The organism is Photobacterium aphoticum (assembly GCF_001029435.1).
Classification (GTDB): domain Bacteria; phylum Pseudomonadota; class Gammaproteobacteria; order Enterobacterales; family Vibrionaceae; genus Photobacterium; species Photobacterium aphoticum.
Genome location: NZ_LDOV01000025.1, coordinates 17,704 through 31,649, shown reverse-complemented (window position 1 = coordinate 31,649; position 13,946 = coordinate 17,704). Strand labels below are relative to the sequence as shown.

General features: G+C 52.2%; 11 protein-coding genes. 4 read left to right on the top strand and 7 right to left on the bottom strand.

Annotated features, from left to right (window positions below; genetic code table 11):
- Positions 1–63 precede the first annotated feature (63 nt).
- The 4 genes from ABT58_RS13400 to ABT58_RS13385 all read right to left on the bottom strand — a co-directional run bounded on the left by ABT58_RS13400 (position 64) and on the right by ABT58_RS13385 (position 4,766).
- The gene (locus ABT58_RS13400) at positions 64–1,908 is read right to left on the bottom strand and encodes a SmdB family multidrug efflux ABC transporter permease/ATP-binding protein (RefSeq protein ID WP_047874930.1); all 1,845 of its coding nucleotides are present in this window, start codon (positions 1,906–1,908) and stop codon (positions 64–66) included.
- Positions 1,905–3,698, bottom strand: coding sequence for an ABC transporter transmembrane domain-containing protein (locus ABT58_RS13395; protein ID WP_047874929.1), 1,794 nt, complete (start codon positions 3,696–3,698; stop codon positions 1,905–1,907). Before ABT58_RS13395 ends, ABT58_RS13400 begins: the two co-directional genes overlap by 4 nt.
- A 184-nt stretch (positions 3,699–3,882) precedes the next feature.
- The gene (locus ABT58_RS13390; RefSeq protein ID WP_047874928.1) at positions 3,883–4,110 is read right to left on the bottom strand and encodes a hypothetical protein; all 228 of its coding nucleotides are present in this window, start codon (positions 4,108–4,110) and stop codon (positions 3,883–3,885) included.
- 194 nt (positions 4,111–4,304) lie between these two features.
- Positions 4,305–4,766 carry an Lrp/AsnC family transcriptional regulator gene (locus ABT58_RS13385; protein ID WP_047874927.1) on the bottom strand — a complete coding sequence of 154 codons (462 nt, stop codon included), beginning with the start codon at positions 4,764–4,766 and terminating at the stop codon, positions 4,305–4,307.
- Positions 4,767–4,924: 158 nt separating this feature from the next.
- On the opposite strand from ABT58_RS13385, the gene ABT58_RS13380 reads away from it, so the two are divergent.
- Together ABT58_RS13380 and queC are read left to right on the top strand one after the other, a co-directional pair.
- On the top strand, positions 4,925–5,995 hold the full coding sequence (locus ABT58_RS13380; protein ID WP_047874926.1) for a PLP-dependent cysteine synthase family protein: 1,071 nt from the start codon (positions 4,925–4,927) through the stop codon (positions 5,993–5,995).
- Between the two features lie 211 nt (positions 5,996–6,206).
- Positions 6,207–6,905, top strand: coding sequence for a 7-cyano-7-deazaguanine synthase QueC (gene queC / locus ABT58_RS13375; RefSeq protein WP_047874925.1), 699 nt, complete (start codon positions 6,207–6,209; stop codon positions 6,903–6,905).
- 933 nt (positions 6,906–7,838) lie between these two features.
- Here the strand turns inward: queC and prmB are convergent.
- Positions 7,839–8,771 (bottom strand): 50S ribosomal protein L3 N(5)-glutamine methyltransferase, encoded by a 933-nt coding sequence (gene prmB, locus ABT58_RS13370; protein ID WP_047874924.1) that lies wholly within the window; start codon positions 8,769–8,771, stop codon positions 7,839–7,841.
- Positions 8,772–8,826: 55 nt separating this feature from the next.
- Here prmB and smrB point away from each other — a divergent pair, with 55 nt between their 5' ends.
- A complete protein-coding gene (smrB, locus tag ABT58_RS13365; protein ID WP_047874923.1) occupies positions 8,827–9,357 on the top strand; it encodes an endonuclease SmrB in 531 nt (176 codons plus the stop codon).
- Between the two features lie 147 nt (positions 9,358–9,504).
- Here the strand turns inward: smrB and ABT58_RS13360 are convergent, their stop codons facing one another.
- Both ABT58_RS13360 and sixA read right to left on the bottom strand, forming a co-directional pair.
- Positions 9,505–9,864 (bottom strand): hypothetical protein, encoded by a 360-nt coding sequence (locus tag ABT58_RS13360; protein WP_082211100.1) that lies wholly within the window; start codon positions 9,862–9,864, stop codon positions 9,505–9,507.
- Positions 9,865–9,957: 93 nt separating this feature from the next.
- Positions 9,958–10,431, bottom strand: coding sequence for a phosphohistidine phosphatase SixA (sixA, locus tag ABT58_RS13355; RefSeq protein WP_047874922.1), 474 nt, complete (start codon positions 10,429–10,431; stop codon positions 9,958–9,960).
- Positions 10,432–10,816: 385 nt separating this feature from the next.
- Here sixA and ABT58_RS13350 point away from each other — a divergent pair, with 385 nt between their 5' ends.
- Complete coding sequence (locus tag ABT58_RS13350; protein WP_047874921.1) at positions 10,817–13,582, top strand: insulinase family protein; 2,766 nt, start codon at positions 10,817–10,819, stop codon at positions 13,580–13,582.
- Positions 13,583–13,946: the final 364 nt, after the last annotated feature.

The window sequence follows — 13,946 nt, the reverse complement described above, 5'->3', positions numbered from 1 at the left end:
CTTGTGGAGCCGCTTAAATCAGCCCTCACCGCGCTATTTCGCCATGAGCTTTTTCGAAACAGACTAATCCGAAACGGGCGCTTCCGACACCGTTTCTGTCAGGCTTTCGGCTTCCAATTGCTGCAAATGCTCGCCGGCCTGTTGCAACTGGTACATCTGCCAGTAATGCCCTTGTTGTGCCAACAGTTGGCGGTGTTCGCCGCGCTCCAGCACTTCGCCATGACTGAGCACCAGAATTTCATCCGCCTCGATGATGGTCGATAAACGGTGCGCAATCACCACAATGCTCATGTCTTGGCGCAACGCATGCAAGGCGCGCTGAATGTGTTGCTCGGTACCGGAGTCGATATTGGCGGTGGCTTCGTCCAAGATCAGCACTTTGGGTTTACACACCAACACCCGTGCCAGTGCCAGCAACTGTTTTTGTCCGGCAGAAAGATTCGCCCCGCCACTGCCCAACAGCGTATCCAGCCCTTTTGCATAGGCACGTACCTGAGTGGCCAAGCCGACCGTGTCCAGCGCCTGCCAGATCACCGCATCTTCCTCCTCTTTGCCTAACGCCACACCTGACGACGACACTAACGGACGCCCCAAGGTGATGTTATCGCGCACCGAGGCACTGAGAATATGCGGATCTTGCTGCACCATGGCGATCCCGTCACGCAGTACATCATGGGACAAACTGGCTAACGGACGCTGATCCAATAAAATTTGCCCGTCACCCGGCGGATAAAAGCCCATCATTAATGAGGCCAAGGTACTTTTTCCGCTGCCGGTATGGCCGACCAGTGCCAGAAAACCACAGTGCGGCAAGGTCACGTTGATATGCTGCAACACTGGTTGTTTGCCATCGTAGCTGAAGTTCACCTGCTCACAGGCCAGATGCCCCGAGGTGAGCGGTTGGATGTCATCGCCGTAGGCTTGCTGACGGGTATCAATGAAACCAAAAATACGCTCACTGGCCACCAGTGCCTGTTGTAACAACGACAGTTGCTGGGTCAGTTCAATCAATGGCTCAGTCACCCGGCCTAAGTAACTGATGAAGGCGTACAACACCCCCACACCAATCAGCTCCAGCCCGCTGACCCCAAACAAAGCCACCAACGACAGCAAGGCCACGCCAGAGAGCAAATCAATCAACGGGCGCAACATAAAGCCGTTCAAGGTCACCATGCTGCGCTGGGCTTGCAGATGATCGTCGGTCAACGCTGAGAACTGCTGATAGAAGGCTTTTTCCTGTCGCATCAACTGCACCAGACTCATGCCCTGAATCGACTCACTCATTGAGGCATTGATATCTGCCAGCAGATCACGCATTTTGCGGTACGCCGGTGCGCTTTTGCGTTGATACAGCACCATCACGCCCAGCACCACAGGCAGCAAACACAACACCACCAAGGTTAAGCGCCAGCTGAGTAGGCTCATGACCACCAGCATCACCACGATCAACGTGACGTTTTTCAGCACGGTGCCAATCACCTGCACATAGAAATCTTTCAGGGACTCGGTGTCGTTGGTAATACGGGAGATCAACTGCCCCGACGGCACATAATCAAACGCCGACAAGGGCTGGTTGATGACTTTTTCAAACAACTGCTTACGCACAGTTTGCACCACATCAATGGCCAGCTCGTTAAACCGCAATGCCTGCAAATAGCGCAGCCAGGCCGCCATGATCATGAGAATGACATACGCGGCAGCCAATGTGCCGACAGCAGCCATCGGGTAATCATCGGTCGCGATGTGGTGATCAATAAAGTGCTGAATCAACCACGGGCCAGACACATCCGCCAGCGAAGCCAAAAACAGCAGTACCACCGCAATGGTGAGCTTACGTTTATCGGCCAGAGCATAGCGTAACAGGCGTTTGAGTACGGCTGTGTTCACACGTTCTTGTTGCACCGTCATTCTGCCCCCTCAATCGCTTGTTCCAGTTTCTGATAGCGGTACATTTCGGCGTACCAGTTGTTATCTTGCAGCAAGGATGCATGGGTGCCTTGCTCGCTGATCTGCCCTTGGTGCAACACCAAAATATCGTCGGCCGCTTCCAAGGCTGTCAGACGGTGGGCAATCACGATCACAGTGCGATCCGGCTTGCTGTTACTTTCCTTGTTTTGTCTGAAAGCGTTTTGCCCTCGCTGATCCTGCCCACGTAAGTTCTGCAAGATCTGGTATTCGGTTTTACCGTCTACGGCTGAAAGTGCATCATCCAATACCAGAATTTCCGCCTCTAACAACAAGGCACGGGCAATGGCGATCCGCTGTTTCTGCCCGCCGGATAAAGTAATACCTTTCTCACCAACTAAGGTGTCGTACCCTTGCGGGAACTGCATGATATCGCTGTCGATACAGGCCGCTTGTGCTGCCGCGCGAATGGCACTCATGCTGGCAGACGGATCGCCCAGGGCAATGTTGTCAGCAATGGAGCGGGAAAACAGAAACGGCGTCTGGCTGACCACCGCAAACCGGCTGCGCCAGTGTTCCAGATTCGCCTCTCGCAGCGGCACGTCACCGTAGCGGATCTGCCCGTCCTGCAATTCTTGCTGGCGCAGCAATAACGCCAATAAGGTGGACTTACCGCTGCCAATTGGCCCGGCCAACCCCAGCATTTTTCCGGCGGCTAACTCAAAGTGCACATTGGCTAACGCGGGCTGGTTTTGTCCTTGCCAGCAGAATTGCTCAATCGCTACCGACAGCGGTTGTTGCTGCAAAGACAGCGGCTGTGCGCCACTGACGATCTCCGGTTGTTGATCAAACAACTGCTGCAGACGCTTCCACGCCGCCGAGCCCCGCTCCAAAATGTTAAACAGCCAAGCCAGCGCCAGCATCGGCCAAATCATCAAACCTTGATAGAGGGTAAACGCGGTCAGATCCCCGAGCGTTAACTGCCCCTGCGAGACCATATACCCGCCCCCGGCAATACTGAGGAAAAACGACATACCAATGGCAATTTGGATCACCGGATCAAACTTGGCATCCACCTGCGCCACGGCCATGTTTTTCTCCCCGACCTGATCCACCACCGCCGAAAAGTCCCGCTGTTGGCGTTGCTCCAACCCAAAGGCACGGATCATCCGCACCCCGTTCAGGCTTTCTTGTGCACTGTCAGTGAGATCGGAAAACGCCGCTTGCGACGCAGAAAAACGGGTATGCAGTTGACGGCCTAAAAAGAACACCACAATGGCCATGATCGGCATGGGCAGCAGCGCTAACACGGTGAGCTCCCAGCTGATGGTGGCGGTCATGATAAACAGCACGGTCAAACCGGTGATCAAAGAATCCGCTGCCGTCAGTACGCCTTCGCCGGCGGTCATTACCACCGCATTCACATCATTGGTGGATCGCGCCATCAAGTCGCCGGTTTTGTGACGTTCAAAAAACACCGGAGGATGAGAAGAGAAATGTTTGTAGAGGCGGTTGCGCAGTACCGTGCCCAGCTCATAAGCCGCACCAAACAACCAGCAACGCCAAATAATACGCAGAAAATACACACACGCCCACAGCGCGGCCAATCCACCAAGCCAGCCCAGTAATTCCGACGATGTCATGTCGCCGCTGACCACGCCATCAACCACCCAGCCAATGACTCGGGGAGGCAGCAGCTCAAATAATGCCACGATCACTAAGATCGCGATGGCGCCGCAATAGCGACGCCACTGTTGGTGGAAATACCACCGAAGTTGCCAAAAGACCTGCATCTGCTTCCTCCCTGCGATGATTGCTGCGTGCCTCCGTGCACACGCCCGCTAATCCTCCATTATGCGAATATAGCTGGCTATAAATCAATCAGTTAAACGCAGAAAAAGCAGCAGATCTGTCTGTTTTAACAGGGGAAAGCTCACCGCTTGCCGATCACCCTCTCATCGCCGTTATCGGCCACCATTAACTGCCAAAAAAGCCGATGGCCGCCCCCACTGCCGCCGCTCTGGCCGCAAAGTTAGTGTTGCTGGATTGGTATTGCTCAATCGCCGCTTTTTTACTGACCGCTTCAATCACTTCAGCCAGCTCCCATCCTTGTGCTTGCAGTTGGGCTTTTTCTTCTTCAAACGATGCGGCGTGCATGTCGAGGTAGGTGTAGGCCTTGTCTTTACGCAGAAACTGGAATTCCATGTGTATGCTCCTTGTTATCGTTAACGGCAATGGTCTACATCAGCCAGCATCCTGACTGTTCGGCCACCTTCACAAATTCCGTTCCCGTTGTAATGTAGCGCGGGCATTTCTTTGAAAAGGATCCGCTCAACAAGGCACACCACCGCACTGAAGCGGTCAAAAAACACACAAACACATGGATGATAAAGGTAAAACTATACCGGCAAGGCCGTGGTGTATTTCAGTGGTTCCATGGCAAAGGTTGACGTCACATTGGTCAGCCCTTCAATACTGTTAACCAGTTTCTTGTAGAACTGATCAAACGCCGACATATCGGCCACCTGCACTTTCATCATGTAGTCATACTCGCCGGCCATGCGGTAAAACTCCATCACTTCCGGAAACTCCGCCACGGTTTCAACAAAGGAGTGGTACCACTCTTTGGAATGGTTGCTGGTTTTGATTTGCACAAAAGCCGTGAATGACAAACCCAGTTTCACCGGATCCAACAAGGCTACGCGCTGACGCAAAATACCACTTTCTTCCAAACGCTTAAGACGCTTCCAACACGGTGTGGTGGTCAAATTCACCGCATCGGCCAGTTCCGCCAATGCTAACGTGCCGTCTTGTTGCAGCAGACGTAATAATGTTCTGTCAGTTTTATCTAAATCGGCCATCGGGTTGCTCACAAGGAATAATTAGTAGAATATTTTTCTCTATTTTACGCCAATGACAGAAAGGAAGATAAAGTTTTTTTATCCGTTCAGACTTACAGTAGTGAGCAAGCCCACAAAATGCCTCACGGCACGCACTGACATCACACGAGGAGAGCCTTATGCGCCATCACGCTGACTGGATCCACGCGGCGATTCGTAAAATTGATGCCGATTACCAACGTTCGGCCGATACCCATTTGATCAAGTTAGATATACCGGCCTTAACCGGCATTGATATCTACCTGAAAGATGAAAGCACCCACCCGACCGGCAGCCTCAAACATCGCCTGGCGCGCTCTCTGTTTTTATATGCCTTATGCAATGGCTGGATTGGGGAAAACACGCCAATCATTGAATCGTCATCTGGCAGTACGGCGGTTTCTGAAGCCTATTTCGCCCGCCTGCTTGGCTTGCCGTTCATTGCCGTGGTTCCGCGTAAGACGGCCCGTAAGAAAATTGAGCAAATTGAATTTTACGGCGGTCAGGCCCATTTTGTGGACAACACCAGCGAGATCTACGCCGAATCACGCCGCTTGGCCCGTGAACTTAACGGCCATTACATGGATCAGTTCACCTATGCGGAACGCGCGACAGACTGGCGCGGTAACAACAATATCGCCAACAGCATTTTTGAGCAGATGACTCTCGAGCCGCACCCCATCCCCCGTTGGATCGTGATGAGTCCGGGTACAGGCGGCACCTCCGCCACCATTGGTCGCTACCTGCGCTATCAAATGCACCCGACCCAGTTGTGCGTGGTGGATCCGGAAAACTCGGTATTCCATGATTACTTCATCAGCCGTGATAAAACGCTCACCCGTGACTGCGGCAGCCGCATTGAAGGCATTGGCCGCCCGCGTGTGGAGCCCAGCTTTATTCCGGATGTGGTCGATACCATGCGCACCATTCCTGATGCGGCCAGCGTTGCCACCGTCCACTGGCTGGAAACCTTGCTCGGACGCAAAGCCGGCGCATCAACCGGCACCAACTTGTATGGCGCGCTGCAACTGGCCTGCGAGATGAAAGCCAAAGGCGAAACCGGCTCTATCGTGACCTTATTATGTGACAGCGGCGAGCGTTACCTTGATACCTATTTTGACCGCCAGTGGGTGGCAGAGCATATCGGGGACATTGAGGGTTATCTGGCGCAATTACAGCACCTTGAGCAAACCGGTGAATGGTCAGCCTAAAGGCAGTCTGAGGGAAGTTGAAGGGTAGCCCGTTTTGCGAGGGGATTTTTTGAGTGAGAGATCAACAGTGCTTTTCTCTTATCGGGAGCTACGGTAGCATGACCATGCCAATAGAGAACCTGCTGTTGGTCTATCTTGATCTTTACAGATAAAGACAAGGTATCCCCTACCGACTGTTTTTCGGTACGATAACTCTCAAGGAATACTATCCATGCGCAAAGCTGTTGTTGTTTTTAGTGGTGGCCAAGACTCAACCACCTGTCTGATCCAAGCCCTTGCTCAGTATGATGAAGTGCACTGCATCACTTTCGATTATGGCCAGCGCCATAAACTGGAAATCGAAGTGGCCGAAGCCCTGTGCAAACAATTAGGCGTGGCGGCCCATAAAGTGATGGATGTGGGCCTGTTGAATGAATTGGCGATCAGTTCACTGACCCGCGATAACATTCCTGTTTCTCATGAACTGCAAGAAAATGGCCTGCCAAACTCGTTCGTACCGGGTCGCAACATTTTGTTCCTGACACTGGCTGGCATTTACGCGTACCAGATCGGTGCCGATGCGGTGATCACCGGCGTGTGTGAGACAGACTTCTCTGGCTACCCAGACTGTCGCGATGCCTTCGTAAAATCCCTGAACCAATCATTGGTACTGGGCATGGATCGTGAGATGCGCATTGATACGCCATTGATGTGGCTAAACAAAGCGGAAACATGGGCACTGGCGGATCAGTGCGGCAAGTTGGACGTGGTACGCGAGCAGACCCTGACCTGCTACAACGGCATTATTGGTGACGGCTGTGGCGATTGCCCATCGTGCGATCTGCGCAAAGCGGGCTTAGACGACTACCTGGCTAACCGCAATGCGATCATGGCAGAACTGGTACGCAAACAACAAGCGGGTCAGGCATAAGCCCTGCAACACGCTTTAAGAGGCACAGTGATCCTCGCTGATCCATTGTGCCTCTCGCACAGTGCTCCTGCACAGACGATCCTGTTCGATCTTGCGTCCTGCATGCGCCTTAAACAACGTGCAGGACACCTCTCTCAGATCCCCTTTTTTACACTGTAAACCCACGATTTGTTCCCGTTTTCACTCCTATTTTTCACTGTCTTTTTGATGCTCTGCAGGGCGATATCCTTTTTACCCCGCCCCCTTGTGCGAGATCTCTTACAAGAGTGTGGGACATTCTCGCTTCATGCTGCCGTTTATTCTTCACTAAAAACACTAAACATATGTTTTTAAATGATTTTTATTGTAGTGATAGTTAAATCAATTCGCCCTGCGTAAAAAGTTTTTTCTGCCTGTCTTTTTTCTGCGAGGGAAAAGCGTAATCTTATTGGTGTCGGAAGGAACTGACGGAACGGAACAGGAAAGCCCCAAGGATGTGGGAGTCTCAGGATGAGACCGGTGTACTAGGATGGTATATCGAACATGGACTGTGAAGGGATAGCCGAGGAACGGCTCAGTGGTAAACAGGAAGTTTGCACGTCAGGATGACACATGGACCACTTCAGGATGAAGTCAGGGACACCGCCAGGAAGGTCGAAGAGAGTCAGGACAGGATGTACTGACGGGTCAGGAAGGCCAATGGAACACTTCAGGATGAAGTAAAAAAGGACGATGCTGAAGGAATCAGCTGTCAACGGAATGATGCAGGGAGCACCATCGTAGCGGGATTGCTGCATGTAAGACCTAAGGGCGCAACGCAAGTTGCGCCCGCTCTTTTATGGGCGCTATAAAATGCTCGCCCAAGTGGGGGTTATTTTGTCACTGACGATGCCGCCATAAAAAAACCGAAGCCAAGGCTTCGGTTTTTTGTTTAATCAGGGTATGCCAGTCAGTTTAGTCGCGAAATGCAGCGAACTCGTCCTGACATTCAACCAACTGCTCACGGGTCATCATGAATACACCGTGGCCGCCGTTTTCAAACTCAATCCACGTGAATGGAATGTGCGGGTACTGCTCTTCCATATGAATCATGGAGTTACCCACTTCACAGATCAGCACGCCGTCTTCTTTCAGGTAATCCGGTGCGTTAGCCAGAATACGACGAACCAGATCCAGACCATCGTAACCAGCCGCTAGGCCTAGCTCAGGCTCATGACGGAACTCATCTGGTAGGCTGTCCATGTCTTCTTGGTCAACATACGGTGGGTTGGTCACGATCAGATCGTACTTATCTTTTGGCACATCACGCAGCAGATCTGAACGCAGAGGGATCACTTGCTGCTCAAGACCGTGGTCCTGAATGTTCTGCTCAGCCACTGCTAGTGCATCTACTGAGATATCAACCAGATCCACTTCCGCTTCTGGGAATGCGTGGGCACAGGCAATACCGATACAGCCCGAACCGGTGCACAGATCCATGATGCGCGTTGGACGCTCTTTCAGAAACGGTTCAAAGTAGTTATCAATCAATTCACCGATTGGGGAACGTGGCACAAGGACACGCTCATCCACGAAGAATTCCAAACCACAGAACCATGCTTTGTTCGTCAGGTAAGCAACCGGGGTACGTTCGTTGATACGGCGGATCACGCGCTCAACAATACGAAGACGCTCGCTGCTGGTTAGGCGAGAGAAACGCACTTCTGACGGTACATCCAATGGCAGGTGAAGGGTTGGCAATACCAATTGTACTGCTTCATCCCACGCATTATCTGTACCATGACCGTAAAATAGGCCAGCAGCATTGAAACGGCTAACCGTCCAACGTAGCATGTCCTGCAATGTATGAAGTTCGTTGACAGCTTCGTCGACAAAAATCTTATCCAAAATAGCCTCCGAATGGCGCTACAATACCGCTATAAAGTTGTTGGAATTTTTCACTATGAGCAAAAAAGATTTTAACCTGGATGAGGATTTCTCGCTGTTCCAGGATGCGGTTAAGGGCGTAAAAAAGATCTCTAATGATACCATAATCGCACCGCGCCGACAGGGTCCAAAGCAGGATAAGGCGAAACTCTCAGCAAAAGAAGCCGATAATCATGAGTTTTATTTCTCTGATGAGTTTGAACCGCACTTAAACGAAACCGGCCCGACACAATATGCCCGTACCGGGGTGTCGAAATACGAAGTGAAGAAACTGCGCCGTGGGGTGTATGTACCTGACATGTATTTGGATATGCACGGCATGACGCAGCAGGAAGCCAAACGTGAGCTGGCCGCAATGATTGCCGCGTGTATAAAGGAAAGTGTGGCCTGTTGCTGTGTGATGCACGGGATCGGCAAACACATCCTAAAACAGAAAGCCCCATTGTGGCTGGCACAGCACCCGGATGTCATGGCCTTCCACCAAGCCCCACTGGAATTTGGTGGCGACGGCGCCCTGCTGGTGCTGATTGAGATCCCGGAGCGATAAAAGCGGCGGCGAGGCTGCCCCTCGCCAAAGTTCGAGGTTCGAGGTTCGAGGTTCGAGGTTCGAGGTTCGAGGAGAATTATCGTCCTTTCAAAAACCTGTCACGCTTTTAGCTCTTACTCGTATCTCGCGAACTCGCCTCTCGTCCCTTTAGTACATATACCGCGCTAACGCACCAACGTTAATCACTTGCCCTTCCACAATCAGGGTCACTTCGCCGTTATCACAGATCTGCATGCGTGTTTTCACCGCCTGCTCGCTGTAATAATGCTCGCAGTTACCGTTTCGGGCACTGTCGATACGCGAGAAAATGGTGATCCCGCCAGGATTAAATAAACTCTGTGGTGCGGCGAACGTCAGTGTGCTGCCGGACGCTGAGATGTGCATTTCTTCCGTCACACCGTTGGCCCATTTAATGGCACCGTTACTGTTAATGCTCGGGGCTGGCGGCATTTGGGCACAACCGGCCAGTAACGCGGCGGCCGCAATAAGGGATAACTTGGCTTTCATCGCAGTATCTTTGCATCATAAAACAAGGGGTCGATACGTTCTATATCGACCCCTTGAAGCAAAACCTTAGCGATTTCTCTTTTATCCGGCGATTTAGCCTTCAGGATTGGCGTGCCAGAGCAGCTCAGCGTCACCGGTTTCCGGATCAAACTCAATGGCAGCAATCGACGAGGTAATAAACATCGGAGGCTGTAAGCCCGGCACCAGCTCGGCGGTTAAGTAACCCACCAGCGGCAAGTGCGACACCAGCAGCACACTGTCCGGACGCTCAACGGTAATCACGGCTTTCAGGTACGTTGCCACATCTTCTGCGTCACCGTAAGGGGTGATCTCATCCACGGTCAGCAACTGCTTAGGTGTAGGAAGGTATTCCGCCATCGCGGCCCACGTTTGTTGAGCGCGCAAATACGGGCTGACCCAAACACTCTCAATGCCGTCTGGTAGTTGATGCGCCAATTGGACGGCCATGTGCAGGGATTGTACCTGCCCCCGCTCGGTGAGCGGCCGCTCTGCATCACTCGCTGCAAAGGTATGGGCTTCACCATGGCGCATAATATAGATTCGCATAATTCTTCCAATATCACGTTTGCGATCCTGATAGTCCGCCTTCTCTTTGCATACTCGCAGCACTATCGGTTCGATCAAACTTAAGCTAAATGCCCCTCAATCAGCGTTCGGTCATGGCGTCACTGTCACGTGACAGCCGCCAAATCCTATCATTCAACCCGGGCAGACAAACCCGGAGAGGGTGGCAAGCTATCCTAGCAAGTTCCCCAGTGTGAAAACAGAGGTTCGTAGTACTCTGTTACTTTTCCGTGAGCCCGGTAGGATCTGAGCAAAAAGACCCGTGCTAACCGCTTGTTTCATGGAAGATTCCCTCGCCTTTCATTTGCCAGCCTTGTTAATGAACGTCATAATTACGTTACTCTTCCGCAAAAAATAGGCCCTTCCTGTGCAGACAAGTCCTAATGACCTCAAACAGTACCGCTATGTGACCTTGCCCAATGCGCTTAAAGTGCTGCTGGTCCATGATGCTGACGCCCCGCGTTCAGCTGCGGCGTTGTCCGTCCAAGTCGGCCATTTCAACGATCCGCAAGATCGTCAAGGCATGGCTCACTTCCTTGAACATATGCTGTTCCTCGGCACAGAGAAGTACCCGAAAGTCGGTGAGTTTCAAACCTTCATCAACCAAAGCGGCGGCAGCAACAATGCCTGGACAGGTACCGAAAATACCACCTTCTTTTTTGAAGTGAGTCCGCACGCCTTCGGTGAAGGGCTCGATCGCTTCGGCCAGTTTTTTACCGCGCCGTTATTCAACGAAGAAGCGGTCGACAAAGAGCGCAATGCGGTTGACTCGGAATACAAACTCAAACTCAAAGATGATGTGCGCCGCCTGTATCAGGTGCACAAAGAAACCATCAACCAAGCTCACCCGTTTGCCAAATTTTCTGTGGGCGATCTCACCACGTTGGCCGATCGTGACGACAGCCTGGTACGCGACGAGCTTATTGCGTTTTACCAGCAGCACTACTCAGCCAATTTAATGGGCTTGGTGTTGCTCGGGCCGCAATCACTGGAAGAGCTGGAAGCCTATGCGACCACTTTCTTCCGCGACATCCCCAACAGTGATAAAGCCAAAGCGCCTGTCGCCGTGCCATTGGTAACAGAGAACGAAAATGGCCGCTTTATCACCATTGATCCGCTCAAAGAAGTGCGTAAGCTGACGCTCTCTTTCACCTTGCCACCGATGGATGCCTATTACCGCCAGAAGCCGTTGTCTTACATTGCCCATTTACTGGGTAACGAAGGCCAAGGCAGCCTGATGTCGCACCTGAAACAATTGGGTTGGGTCAACTCACTGGCCGCAGGCGGCGGTGTCAGCGGCAGTAACTTCCGTGAATTTACCGTCAGCCTGAGCCTGACACCGACGGGAGTAGATCACGTGGATGCCATTGTCACCCATGTGTTCCAGTACATTCAGTTGATCCGCGATCAGGGTCTCGATCAGTGGCGCTTTGACGAAAAACGTTCGGTGTTGGACATGGCTTTTCGCTATCAGGAAAAGAGCCGCCCGCTCGATACCGTCAGTTACTTGGTGATGAACCTGCTGCACTACGCACCGGAAGACATCATCTACGGTGACTACATGATGACAGACTACGACGAGCCGCTGATCCGCGATCTGCTCGACCGTCTGCGTCCGGACAACATGCGTTTGGTACTGGTCGCGCACGGCCAAAACTATGATCGCACCGCGCAATGGTACGACACCCCGTACGGCGTGACCCCATTTACCGATGCACAACTTGCACAATGGCAGCAGCCTGGCACCGAAGCCGCTTTACTGCTGCCAGAACGTAACCCGTATTTGTGTGAAAAACCGGATCCCCTGCCGCTCGCTGACAGCACCGATTTGCCGCCAAAACTGATTCAGGACCTACCGGGTTTCCGTTTATGGCACAAACAAGAGCATGAGTTCCGCGTGCCAAAAGGCATCGTGTATGTAGCGATTGACAGTCCGCATGCGGTCAGCTCACCGCGCAATATCGTCAAAACGCGTTTGTGTGTGGAAATGCTGTTGGAAGCGACCAATGAATCGGCCTATCCGGCAGAGATCGCAGGCATGTCCTATAACCTGTATGCCCATCAGGGTGGCGTAACGCTGCAACTGTCAGGTTTCAGTGAAAAACACCCCCTGCTACTCAAGCTGCTGCTAGAGCGTTTTGCCAATCGTGAATTTAATCCGGAACGCTTTGAGAACATCAAATCACAGATGCTGCGCAGCTGGCGTAATGCGGCGCAGGATAAGCCGATTTCTCAGCTGTTCAATGAGCTGACCGGCCTGCTGCAACCGAATAATCCACCGTATCCGGTATTGATTGAAGCCTTGGAAACCATTGAGGTAGATGAACTGCCTGCGTTTGTCGAAGCCATGTTTGCCGAGCTGCACATTGATACCTTCGTGTACGGTAACTGGCTGGAAGAAGACACGATTGCACTGGCAGAAACGCTAAAAGATGCGTTTCGTGTCACCAATCAGCTGTACGGTGAAGCACAGCGCCCGTTGGTGCATTTAGATCGATCGGGCACATTAAGCCACGAGATCCATTGTGATCATGCGGACTCAGCACTGTTAATGTATTACCAATCCCGTGCCATCACGCCGCGCAAGATTGCAATTTATACGTTGGCCAATCACCTGATGTCGACCACCTTCTTCCATGAGCTGCGCACCCGCCAGCAACTGGGCTATATGGTGGGTACCGCGAACCTGCCGCTGAATCGCCATCCGGGTCTGATCCTCTATATTCAGTCACCAGTGGCTGCGCCGACTCAACTGCTGGAAGCGATGGACGAATTCACCAACGCCTTTGCGCTGGTACTATTAGAACTCAATGAAGCACAGTGGCAAGCCAGCAAACAAGGCCTGATTGCACAAATTGCCGAGCCGGATACCAACCTGCGAGCCCGTGCTCAGCGTTTATGGGTAAGCATCGGTAATAAAGATGAGACGTTCAGCCAGCGCCAGAGAGTGATTGAGGCACTGGAAAAAGTGAGCCGCGCTGACATGGTGCGCTTTGTGGTGGATGTGATCAAACCGCGTACCTCAAACCGCATTGTCATGCACTGTCAGGGCCAGGCCCATGAACAAGCGCCGCCATTGGATATCGGTACCCCAATTGACTCCATCGATGCCTTCCAACGCAACGCGCGATAAATCCCATCAAAAACCCAGCCTCGGCTGGGTTTTCTTTTTCCTTGGTCTGCGTTTGTTTTGCGCTTTTTTGTCTGATGACGACAACCCGCTTTGCTGGGCTGACTGTGAGGATCGGCGTTGAGCGTCGACGTTGAGACGGCGCTCTCACTTTTCACCTTTCACTGGCAATGCCTCCCTCTTTACGTCAAGCCAACGTAACCAAGACTTTTCACCACCAAAATAGTGACTTAGCGCACGCACTTTGTGACAAAACAGAATGGATTGTACATATTTATAAATGCCATGTTCACACTCGGCACTAGTAATTTACATACAAATGCACGATGATGACTGTCACTATTTTCTGCAACAAGATTGTACATTG